This is a genomic window from Streptomyces sp. NPDC025651, assembly GCF_055558735.1.
This window is the reverse complement of record NZ_JBVHLZ010000010.1, coordinates 164,474-180,568: the sequence shown is the minus strand read 5'-3', so window position 1 is coordinate 180,568 and position 16,095 is coordinate 164,474. Positions and strand designations below refer to the sequence as shown.

Sequence of the window (16,095 nt, the reverse complement as noted above, 5' to 3'; positions counted from 1 at the left end):
AAGGCACGGGCCGTGGCATCCACGGTCACCGAATCCCGCCCGGGCTACGGACAGCTGCTGCGCACCCCGCGCGCCTGGACATTCCTGCTGCCCGGCTTCGCTGCGCGCCAGCCGTTCGCGATGCTGACCATCTCCATCGTGCTGCTGGTGCAGCACACCACCGGCTCGTACGGTGCCGCGGGCGCCGTCTCGGCCGTCACCGGCGTCTCCATGGCGCTCTTCGCCCCCTTCAGCGGCAAGCTCGCCGACCGGTTCGGACAGCGCGCCGTGCTGGTGCCCGGCGTCCTCGTGCACTCCGCGTCCGTCGTCACACTGACGGTCCTCGCGCTCTCCGACGCGCCCCTGTGGGCGCTCTTCGTGGCCGCCGTGCCCGCGGGCGCGTCGACGCCGCAGATCGGCCCCATGGTGCGGGCCCGCTGGGGCGCCAAGCTGCAGGACACCCCGCTGGCCACCACCGCGGCCGCCTTCGAGTCGGTCACCGACGAGCTGACCTTCGTCCTCGGCCCGCTCGTCGCGACCGCGCTGTGCACCACCGTCGACCCCTCCGCCGGACTGCTCGCCGAGGCCGGGCTCACGCTGGTGGGCGGCCTCCTGTTCGCCGCGCAGAAGAGCACCCAGCCCAAGCCGTCCGCGCACAACGCCGAGCACGCGCGCGTGGAGCACGTCTCCGCGCTGCGGGTCCCCGGAGTGCGCGTCCTGATCGTGACGTTCCTCGGGATCGGCGCCGTCTTCGGCGGCATGCAGGTCTCGCTGGCCGCCTTCACCGAGTCGATCGGCGAACCGGGCCTCAACGGCGTCCTGTACGGCACCTTCGCCGCGGGCAACATGCTCTCCGGCATCGCCTGCGGGGCCATCGCCTGGAAGGTCTCCCCGCAGCGCCGGCTCCTCGTCGGGTACGCGGCACTGACCCTGATGGCCTCCGGCCTGTGGGCGGCGCACTCCGTGCTCCTGCTCGCCGGGCTCGGCCTGCTGGTCGGCGTCTGCATCGCGCCCGCGCTGATCACCGGCTACACCCTGGTCGACAAGCTGGTCCCGCCGACCGGCCGCACGGAGGCCTTCACCTGGCTCACCGGCGCGGTCGCGCTCGGGCAGGCGGCGGCCGTCACGGTCGCCGGACAGCTGGAGGACCGCTTCTGGGACGGCGCCGGATTCCTGGTCCCGCTGGGCGGCACGGCACTGGCCCTCGCGGTCCTCGTGACGCTGCGCTCGCGGCTCGTTCCCAAGGCCCCGTCCCTCACGGTCGCGCGTGGCGTCGGTCACCGAGTCCCGGTCACGGTGGACTGATCTCGCGGAATACGTCACTATGGACCGTCGTTAGCACTCATCGAGTGAGAGTGCCAGGAGGAAGCAAGTGCCGACGTACCAGTACCAGTGCACCGAGTGCGGCGAGGGCCTCGAGGCGGTGCAGAAGTTCACCGACGACGCCCTGACCGTGTGCCCCAGCTGCGACGGACGCCTCAAGAAGGTGTTCTCGGCCGTCGGCATCGTCTTCAAGGGCTCCGGCTTCTACCGCAACGACAGCCGCGGCTCGTCGTCGAGCAGCACGCCGGCCTCCTCGTCGTCGAAGTCCTCGTCCTCGTCGGACTCCTCGGGCTCCTCGGGCGCGAAGGCCTCTTCGTCCTCCTCGTCCTCGGACTCCACGTCGTCCGGGTCCTCGTCGACGTCCACGTCGTCGAGCTCGGCCGCGTAAGACCTTTCCCGAGTGACCCCGCCGTCCCGCGACGGCGGGGTCCTCGGCGTTTCCCGGCCCGGCTACTGTGCGGCCCATGGCGAACACGGCGAACGCTTCACGGGCCGAGATCGGCGTGATCGGCGGCTCCGGCTTCTACTCCTTCCTCGACGACGTGACCGAGATACAGGTCGACACTCCGTACGGGGCCCCGAGCGACTCCCTCTTCCTCGGTGAGATCGGGGGGCGCCGGGTGGCGTTCCTGCCGCGGCACGGCCGCGGCCACCATCTGCCGCCGCACCGCATCAACTACCGCGCCAACCTCTGGGCGTTGCGCTCCGTCGGCGTGCGCCAGGTGCTCGGGCCGTGCGCGGTCGGCGGACTGCGGTCCGAGTACGGGCCCGGGACGCTGCTGGTGCCCGACCAGCTGGTGGACCGCACGCAGTCGCGCCAGCAGACGTACTTCGACGGGGTTCCGCTGCCGGACGGGAGCGTGCCGAACGTCATGCATGTGTCGCTGGCCGACCCGTACTGCCCCGTGGGGCGCGGTGCCGCGCTCAAGGCCGCGCGCGGCCGCGACTGGGAGCCGGTGGACGGCGGGACGCTGGTCGTGATCGAGGGCCCGCGCTTCTCGACCCGGGCGGAGTCGCGCTGGTACGCGGACCAGGGCTGGTCGGTGGTGGGCATGACCGGGCATCCCGAGGCGGTGCTCGCGCGTGAACTGGAGCTCTGCTACACGTCGTTGGCGCTGGTCACGGACCTGGACGCGGGCGCGGAGGCCGGTGAGGGCGTCTCGCACGACGAGGTCCTGCGGGTGTTCGCCGCCAACGTGGACCGGCTGCGGGACGTGCTGTTCGACGCGGTGGCGGGGCTGCCCGAGGGTGGTGGGGAGCGGAGGTGCCTGTGTGCCGGGGCGCTGGGTGGGCTGAATCCGGGGATTCGGCTGCCGTGAGGGGGCTGCCGGGGGCTGGAGCTGGAGCCGGGGTGGTGGAGCTGGAGCTTGGAGCTGGAGCCGGGGTGGGGCGGCGGTGAGGTGAGGCAGCGGTGCGGCGGTACGGCGGCGGTGAGGCGGTGGAACTTCCCCTTCGGGTGAGGGAGTTGTCCACAACCGGCGGGTAGTCCACGGGGCTCAGCGGGAATCGGCGCGGGGCTGCATCGTGAGAGCGCAAGCCGAGCTCTCGCACCGCAGGCGGTGGTTGTCGTGCCCCACGTCCCTTCTCAGACTCAGCCTCAGACCTCATGGGCGGACGGCTGCCCGGTCCCCCACTTCTCCCCCGTGCGGGTGCGCGGCGGCCATCCGCGGCTGCGCAGGCTGCTGCGGCACAGACGGCGGGCCATGGCCGTGGGGCTCGCGATGACCGCCGCCGCCCTCGCGGCCTCGGTCCCGCGCGAGGCCGCGCGGCCGCAGGCACGGGCCGCCGTGGCGGAGCCCGCGCGGGAGCCGCGGTCCGGTGAGCGGGTGTCGGCACCCGTGCGGATCGCGGACGCGGACGCGGCAGGTCTGCTGCGCCCCGGCGACCGGGTCGACGTGATCGCGGCGGACGCGTCGCCGTCGGGTGGCGCGAAGCCGCGCGTGGTGGCGGCGGGCGCGCGGGTTTCCGAGGTGCCCGGACAGAGGCAAGGGCCTGCCGAGGGCGGGGCGTTGGTGGTCTTCTCCGTGCCGCGGGACACGGCGGCGCGGCTCGCCGGAGCAGGGGCGAGCGCGCGTCTGGCGGTGACCCTGCCGTGAAACGGACCGTTCGCGATCGCACTGAGAGCCTGTCAAGTCGCCCGTTCGTGCGAAGGAATTGGACAGGTCAACCCCGGCCTGACGTAGGTTGCGAAGTTGTTTGTTCCGCAACCTGCACGTGCAACGAAAGGCCTCGTGGTGAGCGAGAAGAAGGAACCGGGCGTCTGGGAGGGCTTCAAGGCCTTCTTGATGCGCGGCAATGTCGTCGACCTGGCGGTCGCGGTGGTCATCGGCGCCGCGTTCACGAACATCGTGAACTCGGTGGTCAAGGGTGTCATCAACCCGCTCGTCGGCGCCTTCGGGACGAAGGATCTCGACCACTACAGCTCGTGCCTGAAGGCACCGTGCGTGATGAAGCCCGACGGGACGGTCGAGAGCGGCATCCCGATCATGTGGGGCTCCGTGCTCAGCGCGGTCCTCAGCTTCGTGATCACCGCGGCCGTCGTCTACTTCCTGATGGTCCTGCCCATGGCCAAGTACCTGGCGAAGCAGGCCGCGCGGAAGGCGGCCAAGGAGGGCACCAAGGAGGTCATCGAGATCTCCGAGCTGGAGGTCCTCAAGGAGATCCGCGACGCCCTGGTGGCGCAGCGCGGCTCCGGTCACCGCGAGGAGTAGCGCGGGCTCAGAGGTGGTGGGGCGGCTTCTCGTCGAGGAAGCGCGCCAGGTCGGCGGCGCTGTCGCCGCCGGCCTCCGTCCGCTCGCCCCACCCTCGGTCCGTGTCGTCCGAAGACTGCTGCGACAGCGGATCGTCGAAGATCAGCGCGTTCCGCGGCTTCGCCGGGCTCTTCGGCTGCTCCGGATCGCGCGGTTCGGGGGCGGGGGCGGTGCTCATGCCTCCAGGGTACGTCGGAGGCTCAGCTCGGGGCCTCCGCCTTCTTCAGGTGCAGATCCCGGAAGATCACGGGGATCTGGCGGAAGGTCGAGCCGTTGCCGATGCCGGAGAACGCGAAGGCGCAGAGAAAGCCGATGTAGAAGGCCCAGAAGCTGCCCTTGTCGCCACCGGACGGCAGTGCGCTGATCACGACGACCAGCGAGGCGGCCATGCCGACGAAGGACACCATGGTGACCCTCGCGCCGCCGATCCTGTCCGACAGCCAGCCGCCCCGCCCGCTGGGCCGTTCGGGTGGCCTCCGGACGGCCCGCGACCCCCCGCTTCAGATGACCTTGAGGCCCTGACCTGCGAAGATCTCCTTGGCCGTGGCCAGCTGCTGCGGGGTGGGCGAGGGGGTGTCGCGCAGCGTGAAGTCCTTGCCGAGCGCGTCCCACTTCGCCTCGCCCAGCTTGTGGAAGGGCAGCACGTCGACGCGCGAGACATTGCCGAGCGAGGCGGCGAAGCGGGCGACGCCCTCGATGTTCCCCGGGTCGTCGGTCAGGCCGGGGACGAGGACGAAGCGCACCCAGACGTTCTTGCCGAGCTCGGCGAGGCGGTGGGCGAAGTCGAGGGTGGGCCGCAGCGGGCGCCCCGTGACCTTCTCGTACGTCTCGGGGTCCCAGGACTTGATGTCGAGCAGGACCAGGTCGACGTCGCGCAGCAGGGCGTCGGTGGCGCGTGCGCCGAGGAAGCCCGAGGTGTCGAGGGCGGTGTGCAGCCCCAGTTCGTGCTTGAGGCGGTGCAGGAGCTCGCCGGTGAAGACGGGCTGCAGGAGGGGCTCGCCGCCGCTGACGGTGGCTCCTCCCCCGGCGGCGGAGATGAACTTGGTGTACTTGGCGGCCTCCGCGATGACGTCGTCGGCCGTGGTCCGCTTGCCGTTCCGCATCCGCCAGGTGTCGGGGTTGTGGCAGTACAGGCAGGTCAGCGGGCACCCGGAGAGGAACGTGACGAAGCGCGTCCCGGGCCCGTCGACGCCGGTGGACAGATCCCAGGAGTGGACCGAGCCGGTCACGGGGCGGTGGGTCGCGGCGGCCGCGGGGGTGGCCGCGTCCTCGCCGACCGCACGGGGGCGTACGGGGATGTCGGTACCGAGCAGGACAGCCATGGCGTAACTCCCGGACTACTGGCAGGACATGGTGTGCGCGGCTCCCGGAGCCGGGGTGAGGGCCCGGCCCCGGGGCCGCGGATCGGGGGCGGCTCCGGTGCGGGAGCCGGTGGCTCAGAGGGAGCCGTGGAAGGTGCGGTTGATGACGTCGAGCTGCTGGTCGCGGGTCAGCCGGATGAAGTTGACCGCGTATCCGGAGACCCGGATGGTCAGCTGCGGGTAGTTCTCCGGGTGCTCCATGGCGTCCTCCAGGGTCGCCTTGTTGAGCACGTTGACGTTCATGTGGAAGCCGTCGCTCGCCATGAAGCCGTCCAGGACGCCGGCGAGGTTCTCCACCCGCTCCTCGGGGGTGCGGCCGAGCGCGTCCGGGGTGATGGTGTTGGTCAGCGAGATGCCGTCCTCGGCGTCGTCGTAGGGCAGCTTGGCGACCGACATGGCCGAGGCGATGTAACCGTGCTCGTCACGGCCGTTCATCGGGTTGGCACCCGGGGCGAAGGGCGTGCCGGCGCGGCGGCCGTCGGGGGTGTTGCCGGTCTTCTTGCCGTAGACGACGTTCGAGGTGATGGTCAGCACCGACTGGGTGTGCACCGCGTTCCGGTAGGTGGGGTGCTTGCGGACCTTCTCCATGAAGTCGTGCACGATGCGCTTCGCGATGTCGTCGGCGCGGTCGTCGTTGTTGCCGTAGGCCGGGTAGTCGCCCTCGATCTCGTAGTCGACGGCGAGGCCCGTCTCGTCGCGGATCACCTTGACCCTGGCGTGCTTGATCGCCGAGAGCGAGTCGGCGGCGACCGAGAGGCCCGCGATGCCGCACGCCATGGTGCGCAGGATCTCCTGGTCGTGCAGCGCCATCTCGATGCGCTCGTAGGCGTACTTGTCGTGCATGTAGTGGATGACGTTGAGCGCGTGGACGTACGTCCTGGCCAGCCAGTCGAGCATCGCGTCGTACTGCTTCACGACGGTCGGGTAGTCGAGGTACTCGCCCTCGATGGGCGTGAAGCCCTGCACGACGGTCTTGCCGGACTTCTCGTCGCGGCCGCCGTTGATCGCGTAGAGGAGCGCCTTGGCGACGTTCACACGGGCGCCGAAGAACTGCATCTGCTTGCCGACGGCCATCGCCGAGACGCAGCAGGCGATCGCGGTGTCGTCGCCGTACTTGGGACGCATCAGCTCGTCCGACTCGAACTGGATGGCCGAGGTGTCGATGGCGACCTTGGCGGCGAACTCCTTGAAGCCCCTGGGCAGTTGCCGCGACCAGAAGACCGTGAGGTTCGGCTCGGGGGCCGGGCCGAGGTTGTAGAGGGTCTGCAGGGCACGGAAGGTGGTGCGCGAGACCAGCGGGCGGCCGTCGGTGCCGATGCCCGCCATCGACCAGGTGACCCAGGTCGGGTCGCCCGAGTAGAGCTCGTTGTACTCCGGGGTGCGCAGGAAGCGGACGATGCGGAGCTTGATGACGAAGTCGTCGATGAACTCCTGGGCTTCGGCCTCGGTGATGCGGCCGGCCTCGATGTCACGCTGGAGGTAGATGTCGAGGAAGTTGTCGATGCGGCCGATCGACATGGCCGCGCCGTTCTGCTCCTTCACGGCGGCCAGGTAGGCGAAGTAGAGCCACTGGATGGCCTCGCGCCCCGTGGTGGCGGGCCGCGCGATGTCGTAGCCGTACGACATCGCCATGGCCTTCAGTTCCTTGAGGGCCTTGATCTGCTCGGAGACCTCCTCGCGGCCCCGGATGACGTCCTCGGTCGCCCATTCCTCGCCGAGGGCGGCCTTGTCGGCCTCCTTCGCTGCGATCAGACGGTCGACGCCGTAGAGGGCGACGCGGCGGTAGTCGCCGATGATGCGGCCGCGGCCGTAGGCGTCGGGCAGGCCGGTGATGATGCCGGAGGAGCGGCAGGCGCGGATCTCGGGTGTGTAGGCGTCGAAGACACCTTCGTTGTGGGTCTTGCGCAGGTGGGTGTAGATGTCCCTGACCTCGGGGTCGGCCTCGTAGCCGTAGGCGTTGAGGGCGCCCTCGACCATCCGCCAGCCGCCGTTGGGCATGATCGCGCGCTTGAGCGGGGCGTCGGTCTGCAGGCCGACGATCAGGTCCTTGTGGTCGGCGGCGGTGCCGTCGATGTAGCCGGGCTTGAAGGCGTCGATCCGCGAGGGGGTCTTCACGTCCACGTCGTGGATGCCGCGCTCGATCTCGGTGGGGAACATCGAGAGGAGCTTCTGCCAGACCTGGGTGGTGCGTTCGGTCGGGCCCGCGAGGAAGGAGTCGTCGCCTTCGTACGGGGTGTAGTTCTGCTGCACGAAGTCGCGGACGTCGATGGCGTCCCGCCACAGGCCGCCCTTGAAACCGTCCCAGGCCTCGCCGTTCACTGTCGTTTCCGCAGGAGTGGCAGTCATGACGCGCACCTTCCGTATCGCTTCTTCGCTACGCCTCCATTCCACTCCTGTTTGATCGATCAGGGAGCACGCAATGGTCCTCGCTTGGGGACCGATGGTCCCCTTTCCCCGTGGCCCGGAATCCCGAATACCGCTCCGACCTGGGGATTCGTGTGGGACTTTGGACCCAAGTTCGCTTGTGAACGCATTCACAAGAAATTCCCGGCCATCCCGTGGTACGGGACGGCCGGGAATGGTGGAGAGGCCGGTGCGTCAGCTCGGGGACTCCGCGCCCTTGCGGGCGTAGAACCACCAGGCGACCGCGACACAGCTGGCGTAGAAGGCCACGAAACCCCACATCGCGCTGGTGACCGCGAAGTTGGCGAACATCGCCGGGATGAAGAAGAAGCCGTACGCCGCGATGGCGGAGGTGAAGCCGGTGACGGCACCCGCCTCCATCTCGGCCTGCTTCAGCGCCTTCGCGTACTCGGGTGTGCCCTCCGTCAGGCCCTTCAGGTGCTGGTTGCGGAAGATCACCGGGATCTGGCGGAACGTCGAGCCGTTGCCGATGCCCGAGAAGAAGAACGCGCACAGGAAGCAGGCGAAGAAGCCCCAGAAGTTGCCGTTGTCGCCGCCGGAGGGAAGGAAGTTGATGACGCCGATGATGGAGAGCGCCATGCCCACGAACGAGATGATGGTGACCCTCGCGCCGCCGATCTTGTCCGCGATCCAGCCGCCGGCCCAGCGGGCGAGCGCGCCGACGGCCGGGCCCATCCAGGCGTAGGTGGCCGCGGAGTAGGCCGCGTCGATCGGGGTGAACGTGGTCTTGATGAGCATCGGCAGGGCCGCCGCGAAGCCGATGAAGGAACCGAACGTGCCGACGTAGAGCCAGGTCATCAGCCAGTTGTGCTTGCGCCTGAAGATGATCTTCTGCTGGCTGAAGGGGGTCGCCGCGACCTTGAGGTCGTTCTGGCCGAACCAGGCGATGACGGCCAGGATCACCAGGACGGGCACCCACAGGAAGGCGGCGTTCTGCAGCCAGACCGGTGTGCCGTCGGCCTTGTGCTGGGCCGAGCCGACCGCGATGACCGAGCTGGTGATGACGATCGGGGTGAGCAGCTGGACGACGGAGACGCCGAGGTTGCCGAGGCCGCCGTTGATGCCGGTCGCGTTGCCCTTGTCCTTCTTGGGGAAGAAGAAGCCGATGTTGGCGAGGGACGAGGCGAAGTTGGCGCCGCCGACGCCGCACAGGGCGGCGATGGCGATCATCACGCCGTACGAGGTGTCGGGGTTCTGGACCGCGATGCCGAGCCAGATCAGGGGGACGACCAGGACGATCGTGGAGAGCGCGGTGAAGCGGCGCTGGCCGATCATCGGGCCGAGGAAGGTGTAGAAGATCCGGGCCGTGCCGCCCGTCAGGCCCGGGACGGCGGTCAGCCAGAACAGCTGCGACGTGGAGAAGCCGAAGCCGACGTCCTTGAGGTTGGTCGCGGTGACCGACCACACCTGCCAGACCACGAAGGCGACCAGGAGCGCGGGGACCGCGATCCACAGGTTGCGGGCGGCGACCTTCTTGCCGGTGGACTTCCAGAAGAGCTCGTTCTCCGGCTCCCAGTCGGTGATGGTGCGGCCGGGGCGGTACTGCGCGGGGTCGTACGACGTTCCCTCGGGCGCGGTCCGCGCCTCTTGGGCGGCAGGCGATCTCATGTTGGTTCCCAGTTCGCTCAGGGTCCCGACCTTGCTACGGGGCCTGACGTATCCAGACTCCTGCGCGCGAGGCCCGGGCAGCAGAGGCGTAGGGCACCTGCTGACCAGGCCAAAGACCAGGAGTGTGGCGGGACTTCAGACCTCGTGGGCCGAGACCTCGACCGCCGGGACCTCGACCGCCGACGCCTCGTGCGCCGAGGCACCGGTCGTCGGCACCTCGTGCACCGGCAGCGTGACCGACGGGTCGTCCAGGCACTCCCCGGTCCGCAGGTCGAACTCCTGCTTGTGCATCGGGGACGCCACGACGGGGCGGCCGTCGCGCGTGCCCAGGATGCCGTGGGCGATCACGTCGGTGCCGGAGAACGGGTCGCGGTTGCCGACCGCGTAGACCGTGCCGTCGCCGTCCTTGAAGAGGGCGGCCTCGGAGCCGTCGGGCAGGACGGCCGCCCGGCCGCGGCCCGGCTCCAGGAACTCGGGCGACGGCCGCGGCAGGTGCCGCTCGAAGCGGGCGAGCGCCCGCGGGTCGTCGAGGACCGCCTGCCACTCGTCCTGGTAGGCCGCCGCGTGGCGGTCCATCTGGGCCTCCAACTCGGCGCAGATGCCCAGGGAGTCGTCGATCAGGACGGACTTCAGGTGGTCGAGGCCGCCGATGCGCTCGCACCACGGGGCGGTGCGCTCCAGGCGCTCGCCGGTGCGCAGGTAGTACATGAGGAAGCGGTCGACCAGACGCAGGAGTTCGGCGGTGGTCAGGTCGGCGGCGAGGAGGTCGGCGTGGCGCGGGGTGGTGCCGCCGTTGCCGCCGACGTAGAGGTTCCAGCCGTTGGCGGTGGCGATGACGCCGATGTCCTTGCCGCGGGCCTCGGCGCACTCGCGCAGACAGCCGGAGACACCGCCCTTGATCTTGTGCGGGGTGCGCAGGCCTCGGTAGCGCAGCTCCAGGTCGATGGCGAGCTGGACGGAGTCGCCCTGCCCGAACCGGCAGAACTTGGCGCCGACACAGGACTTCACGGTGCGCAGGGACTTGCCGTAGGCGTGGCCGGACTCCAGGCCCGCGTCGACCAGGCGGCGCCAGATCGCGGGGAGTTGGTCGGCGCGGGCGCCGAAGAGGTCGATGCGCTGACCGCCGGTGATCTTGGTGTAGAGGTCGAAGTCGCGGGCGACCTCGCCGATGGCGATGAGCTGGGCGGGGGTGATCTCACCGCCGGGGACGCGCGGGACGACGGAGTAGGTGCCGTCCTTCTGGAGGTTGGCGAGGAAGAGGTCGTTGGAGTCCTGGAGGGCGGCCTGCTCGCCGTCCAGGACGTGGCGCAGGCCGAGTTCGGGCGCGAGAGTGCCGAGCACGTTGCCGACGACAGGCTTGCAGACCGCGCAGCCCTCGCCGCCCAGGCCGTGCTCGGCCATCAGCTCGGTGAAGGAACGGATGCCTTCGGTGCGTACGGTCTCGTAGATCTCGGCGCGGCTCAGCGCGAAGTGTTCGCACAGGCCCTTGGGCTTCTCGACGCCGGCGGCGGCGAGCTCCGCGTCGAGCACGGACTGGAGGGTGGAGAGGCAGCCTCCGCAGCCGGTGCCCGCCTTGATGCAGCGCTTGATGCCGCCGATGTCGGTGAGGGAGTTCTCGGTGACGGCGGTGCGGACGGCGGCCTTGGTGACGTTGTGGCAGCTGCAGACGACGGCGTCGTCGGGGAGGGCGTCGGCGCCCGGGAGTTCGACGCCGGACACGGGCAGGACGTAGGCCTCGGGGGGTGCGGGCAGGGGGCGGCCCGCGTGCGGCTTCAGGGTGCCGTAGGCATCGGCGTCGCCGACCAGGATGCCGCCGAGCAGCTGTCCTTCGGGGCCGAGCAGCAGCTTCTTGTAGACACCCTCGCGGGTGTCGGAGAAGACGACGGAGACCGCGCCGCCGTCCTCGCCCTCGGGCGCGAAGGGGTCGCCGAAGGAGGCCACGTCGGCGCCCATCAGCTTCAGCTTGGTGGAGGTGTCGGCACCGGTGAAGACCGAGGTCCCCTCGCCCGCGAGGGCGTCGGCGACGGTGTCGGCCATCTGGTAGCCGGGGGCGACCAGGCCGTAGACGCGCCCGTCGGCGGTCTGGGCGCACTCGCCGACGGCGTAGACGTAGGGGTCGGTGGTGCGGCAGTGCTCGTCGACGACGACGCCGCCCCGGTCGCCCACGGCGAGGCCGGCCTCCCGGGCGAGGCGGTCCCGGGGGCGTACGCCAGCGGAGAAGACCACGACGTCGGCGTCGATGACACGGCCGTCGCTCAGGCGCAGGGCGCGCACGGACCCGTCGGTGTCGGTCTCGACCTGGCTCGCCCCGACGCCCGTGTGCACGGCCACGCCCATCGACTCGATGGTGGCGCGCAGGGCGGCGGCGCCTCCGTCGTCGACCTGGAGCGGCATGAGGCGGGGTGCGAACTCGACGACGTGGGTGCGAAGGCCGAGGGTGCGCAGGGCCCCGGCGGCCTCCAGGCCGAGGAGTCCGCCGCCGATGACGACGCCGGTGGTGCGGTTCTCCTCGGAGGCGTACGAGGTGAGGGTCTCGACGTCGTACAGCGTGCGGTAGGTGAAGCAGCCGGGGGCGTCGGCGCCTTCGACGGGCGGCACGAAGGGGTAGGAGCCGGTGGCGATGACCAGGGCGTCGTAGGGGACGGTGGCCCCGGAGGTGGTGGTGACGGTGCGGGCGGCGGTGTCGATGTGCTCGACCGGGTCGCCGAGCCGCAGATCGATGCCGTGCCGGTCGGTGAAGTCGGCGTCGCAGAGGGAGAGTTCGGCGTCGGTGGCCCCGGTGAAGGCGGAGGAGAGGTGGACGCGGTCGTAGGCGGGCCGGTCCTCCTCGGCGAGGACGGTGACGTGCCAGCCGGGGGTGGTGCTCTCTCCGGCGGCCGTGGAGCCCGGGGCGGTGGCGTCGCCCGGGCCGGCGATCGCGCCCCGTTCCGCCAGGGATTCCAGGAGGCGGTGGCCCACCATTCCGTGGCCGATGAGCACCAGGTTCTGGGTCATGGGGGCACACTCCGTCGTCTGAGGTGGGTGGGTGCGTTCCTCTTGACGGTAGGCCGGGCGGGGCTCGGGGGCGGGCCGAGAAGGGCCCTTCCGCGGGGGCCCAACGGCCCGTGCGGTCAGGGCTTTTGGCGGCGGTCCGCGGGCGGCGGCGGGCGTAGCGTCGTGGACGACGGGCTGCTCCCCGACCAAGAGCGCGGCCCGTGGCGATGCGGTTTCCGGGGCGGGAGTGCGGCGACACCACTGTCCCGCCCCGGGCCCGCTCGCACAGATCCAGAGTGCTCCGGCTTCGGATGGGACGGACCGTGCGACCTCTCGTTCTCGCTGTGCACGGCAGTGCGCTGCCCGGTGCCGGCCACACCCTCCGGCGGCTGTGCGACCGGGTCGAGCGGCTCGGCGGGGTGCGGCCCGTCATCGGCCATCTCGACCACCAGTCCCCCTCCCTCGCCGAAGCGCTGGAGGAGCTGGAGGAGCTGCAGGAGCTGCAGGAGCTGCAGGAGAGGGGGCAAGGGGCGGAGCCTTGTGTCGTCGTGCCCCTTCTTCTCGGGGACGGGTATCACCGCACCGTCGACATCCCCGCCGTGGTCGCGGCCCGGGGCCACGGCTGCGTGCTCGCCGAAGGCCTTCGCGGGGACCCCTGCGTCGCCCTCGCGCTGCGGGACCGGCTGCGCGAGGCCGAGCGGCGCGCGGGAGTGCGGGCCGACGCCGTGGTCCTCGCCGCGGCCGGATCGTCGCGCCCCGGCGGGAACGACGGGGCTCTGGCCGCCGCCCGGCAGCTGCGGGCGCTGCTGCCCGCCGTCCCGGTGCGCACCGCGTACTGCTCGGCCGCCGAGCCCACCGTCCCCGAAGCCGTCGCGCTCCTGCGGAGTGCCGGGCACCGGAAGGTGGCCGTGGCCGCGCATCTGCTCGCCCCGGGGCGGTTCACCGTCGCGCTCACCGAGGCCGGGGCCGACGCGGTGGCCGAGCCGCTCGCCGACCACCCGGCGGTGGCGGCCCTGGTCCTGCGGCGCTACGAGTCCGTGGCGGCCCCTGCCCCGCGGCGCGGCGGCCGCGCCGCGGCTGAGGACGCCCCCGCCTTGCGTCGCCCGGGTGTCCCTGTGCCGCCGCTCGGCGCAGCAGCCTGATTCGGCGTACTGCTTCTGCTGTTCTGGGAGGCATGACGACCTCTCCCGCCTCCCCCACACCCGGGAGCCCCTCCACCCCGCCAGGAACACCGGCCGCGCCATCCGCACCGAACCCACCCTTCACCAAGCCCCTGCGGCCGCTCCTGGCCCGGGACCGGGACGAGGGGCACCGCGCGGCGACACCGCTGGAGCTCTTCTTCGACCTCTGCTTCGTCGTGGCGGTCGCCCAGGCCGGTGCCGAGCTGGTGCACGCCGTCGCCGAGGGCCACACGGCCGAGGGCATCCTCAACTACGCGATGCTCTTCTTCGCGCTGTTCTGGGCCTGGGTCAACTTCTCCTGGTTCTCCTCGGCGTACGACAACGACGACGCGCTGTACCGCGTGGTCACGCTGATCCAGATCGCCGGCGTCCTCGTCTTCGCCGCCGGAGTCTCCAAGGCCTTCGAGGATCACGACTTCCTCCTCGTCTGGCTCGGCTACCTGATCATGCGCATCGCGCTCTCCTCCCAGTGGCTGCGCGTCGCCAGGGCGGCGACGGGCGCCGAGCGCGCGACGGCCCTGCGGTACGCGATCGGCGTGGTCGTCTGCCAGATCGGCTGGTCGGGGCTGCTCTTCCTGCCGGAGGGCGCGCGGTCCTGGCTGTTCCTGGTCATGGCGGTCGCCGAGATGAGCGTGCCGGTGATCGCGGAGCGGGCGTACACCACGGCCTGGCACCCGCACCACATCTCCGAGCGGTACGGCCTGTTCACGATCATCGTGCTCGGCGAGACCATCGCCGCGGCGACCGTGGCGGTGAAGTCGGGCATCGAGGAGAACGACGCGCTGGACGAGCTGCTGCCGATCGCCGCGGGCGGTCTGCTCATCGTGTTCGCCGCATGGTGGATCTACTTCGTCGTGCCCATCCACGGGCGGCTGAGGAGCAACCGGCAGGCGTTCCTGTGGGGTTACGGCCACTACGTGATCCTCGGGTCCGCCGCGGCGATCGGTGCCGGGATCGAGGTGGCGGTCGAGCAGGCCGTCGGCAAGGCGCACATCTCGACGTGGGCCGCGTCCGCGGCGGTGACCGTGCCGACCGCGCTCTACCTGACCACCGTGTGGGCGCTGCACTCCCGCTACTACAAGGTGGGGCTCGCGCAGCAACTGGTGCTTCCGGTCAGCGCGTTGGCGGTGCTCGCGAGCACGTTCGCGGGGCGCTGGGCGGTGCTCGTCGCGGGCCTGGTGACGACGGCGACGGTCGCCACGGGGGTGACGCTCACGACGCGCATGACACGGCGGGACGACAGGGCGGGCGCCCCCGCGGGGTGACGCTCGCCACGCGCGCGGACCGGCGCCAGGAACAGACGTGCGTGGTACGCATCGACGTATGACTACTGACTCCCTGACCGACGTCGCGGGTCTGCGTGTCGGGCACGCCACCAGGATCGGCGACGGGCAACTCACCGGGACCACCGTCGTGTTGGCGCCCGAGGGCGGCGCCGTCGCCGCCGTGGACGTGCGCGGCGGAGGCCCCGGGACCCGCGAGACGGACGCGCTCGATCCGCGCAATCTGGTGCAGCGCGTCGAGGCCGTCGTCCTCACCGGCGGCAGCGCGTACGGCCTGGACTCCGCGTCCGGGGTAGTGGCGTGGCTGGAGGAGCAGGGGCGGGGCGTGCGGGTCGGCCCCGACCCCTCGCACGTCGTCCCGGTCGTCCCGGCCGCCTGCGTCTTCGACCTGGGCCGGGGCGGTGACTTCACGGCGAGGCCCGACGCGGGGACCGGTCGCGCCGCCGTCGAGGACGCCGCGCGCACCGAGCCGTTCGCCCCCGTCGCGCAGGGCAACGTCGGCGCGGGCGCGGGCGCGGTGGTCGGCAGGGTCAAGGGCGGTGTCGGCAGCGCGAGCGTCCGTCTCGAATCGGGGGTCACGGTCGCCGCGCTCGTCGTGGCGAACGCCGCGGGCTCGGGGTTCGATCCGGAGACGGGCGCGCTGTACGGGCGGTACTACCAGGGGCGGCAGGTGGACCACCCCTCGCCCGAGGCCCACGAGGAGGCGAAGCGGCGCCTCGCGGAGGCCGCCGCCAAGGGCGGGCCGCCGCCGCTGAACACCACGCTCGCCGTGGTCGCCACCGATGCCGAGCTCACCAAGGCCCAGGCGCAGAAGCTGGCCGGCACGTCGCACGACGGCCTGGCGCGCGCCGTGCGCCCCGTCCACCTCCTCAACGACGGGGACGCGATCTTCGCCCTCGCCACCGGCGAGCACGCCCTGGACGCCGCCAACCCCCTCGCCCTCAACGAGCTCCTCGCGGCGGGCGCGGACATGGTGACGGAGGCGATCGTGCGGGCGCTGCTCGCGGCGGACTCCGTGGAGACGCCGGGCGGGACCTTCCCCTCGTACCTCGATCTCTACGAGAAGCAGGCCGAGCAGCTCCAGAAATAGCACCCCCAATGGGGGCAAATCGCCCATCGGGCCTACCCGTTGGGCCCTCGGATGTGCCCACACTCACACCAACCGGAAGGAACCTCTCCGCGCACAGGCCGCTCTTTACCCGTACTGGATCAG

General features: G+C 71.2%; 14 protein-coding genes. 8 read left to right on the top strand and 6 right to left on the bottom strand.

Translation table 11 applies throughout. From position 1 onward, the window contains the following. The first annotated feature begins 12 nt into the window (after positions 1–12). The 5 genes from ACZ4D5_RS31465 (at position 13) to mscL (ending at position 4,013) form a co-directional block, all read left to right on the top strand. A complete protein-coding gene (locus tag ACZ4D5_RS31465) occupies positions 13–1,284 on the top strand; it encodes an MFS transporter (RefSeq protein WP_467775851.1) in 1,272 nt (423 codons plus the stop codon). Positions 1,285–1,351: 67 nt separating this feature from the next. After that, positions 1,352–1,690, top strand: coding sequence for an FmdB family zinc ribbon protein (locus ACZ4D5_RS31460; RefSeq protein WP_467775850.1), 339 nt, complete (start codon positions 1,352–1,354; stop codon positions 1,688–1,690). Between the two features lie 76 nt (positions 1,691–1,766). Continuing rightward, positions 1,767–2,621 (top strand): S-methyl-5'-thioadenosine phosphorylase, encoded by an 855-nt coding sequence (locus ACZ4D5_RS31455; RefSeq protein WP_467775849.1) that lies wholly within the window; start codon positions 1,767–1,769, stop codon positions 2,619–2,621. A 324-nt stretch (positions 2,622–2,945) separates the two neighbouring features. Beyond that, complete coding sequence (locus ACZ4D5_RS31450; protein ID WP_467775848.1) at positions 2,946–3,398, top strand: RcpC/CpaB family pilus assembly protein; 453 nt, start codon at positions 2,946–2,948, stop codon at positions 3,396–3,398. Positions 3,399–3,536: 138 nt separating this feature from the next. Beyond that, on the top strand, positions 3,537–4,013 hold the full coding sequence (mscL, locus tag ACZ4D5_RS31445) for a large conductance mechanosensitive channel protein MscL (protein WP_467775847.1): 477 nt from the start codon (positions 3,537–3,539) through the stop codon (positions 4,011–4,013). Positions 4,014–4,020: 7 nt separating this feature from the next. Here mscL and ACZ4D5_RS31440 read toward each other — a convergent pair whose 3' ends face one another. From ACZ4D5_RS31440 to nirB, 6 genes are all read right to left on the bottom strand, one after another. Next, entirely contained in the window at positions 4,021–4,230 is a 210-nt protein-coding gene (locus ACZ4D5_RS31440) for a hypothetical protein (protein ID WP_467775846.1), read from the bottom strand. A 22-nt stretch (positions 4,231–4,252) separates the two neighbouring features. Further along, the gene (locus tag ACZ4D5_RS31435) at positions 4,253–4,459 is read right to left on the bottom strand and encodes a hypothetical protein (RefSeq protein ID WP_467775845.1); all 207 of its coding nucleotides are present in this window, start codon (positions 4,457–4,459) and stop codon (positions 4,253–4,255) included. A gap of 93 nt (positions 4,460–4,552) precedes the next feature. Next, entirely contained in the window at positions 4,553–5,374 is an 822-nt protein-coding gene (pflA, locus tag ACZ4D5_RS31430) for a pyruvate formate-lyase-activating protein (protein WP_467775844.1), read from the bottom strand. Positions 5,375–5,488: 114 nt separating this feature from the next. After that, positions 5,489–7,759 carry a formate C-acetyltransferase gene (pflB, locus tag ACZ4D5_RS31425; RefSeq protein WP_467775843.1) on the bottom strand — a complete coding sequence of 757 codons (2,271 nt, stop codon included), beginning with the start codon at positions 7,757–7,759 and terminating at the stop codon, positions 5,489–5,491. Between the two features lie 252 nt (positions 7,760–8,011). Further along, positions 8,012–9,445, bottom strand: coding sequence for a NarK family nitrate/nitrite MFS transporter (locus tag ACZ4D5_RS31420; protein WP_467775842.1), 1,434 nt, complete (start codon positions 9,443–9,445; stop codon positions 8,012–8,014). 135 nt (positions 9,446–9,580) lie between these two features. Further along, positions 9,581–12,439, bottom strand: a complete 2,859-nt coding sequence (nirB, locus tag ACZ4D5_RS31415) for a nitrite reductase large subunit NirB (protein ID WP_467775841.1) — start codon at positions 12,437–12,439, stop codon at positions 9,581–9,583. A 323-nt stretch (positions 12,440–12,762) separates the two neighbouring features. Here nirB and ACZ4D5_RS31410 point away from each other — a divergent pair, with 323 nt between their 5' ends. The 3 genes from ACZ4D5_RS31410 to ACZ4D5_RS31400 are packed head-to-tail and all read left to right on the top strand — an operon-like array spanning position 12,763 to position 15,972. Further along, on the top strand, positions 12,763–13,560 hold the full coding sequence (locus ACZ4D5_RS31410) for a sirohydrochlorin chelatase (RefSeq protein ID WP_467775840.1): 798 nt from the start codon (positions 12,763–12,765) through the stop codon (positions 13,558–13,560). Positions 13,561–13,592: 32 nt separating this feature from the next. Beyond that, a complete protein-coding gene (locus tag ACZ4D5_RS31405; protein WP_467775839.1) occupies positions 13,593–14,864 on the top strand; it encodes a low temperature requirement protein A in 1,272 nt (423 codons plus the stop codon). A gap of 58 nt (positions 14,865–14,922) precedes the next feature. Next, positions 14,923–15,972, top strand: coding sequence for a P1 family peptidase (locus ACZ4D5_RS31400; RefSeq protein ID WP_467775838.1), 1,050 nt, complete (start codon positions 14,923–14,925; stop codon positions 15,970–15,972). Positions 15,973–16,095: the final 123 nt, after the last annotated feature.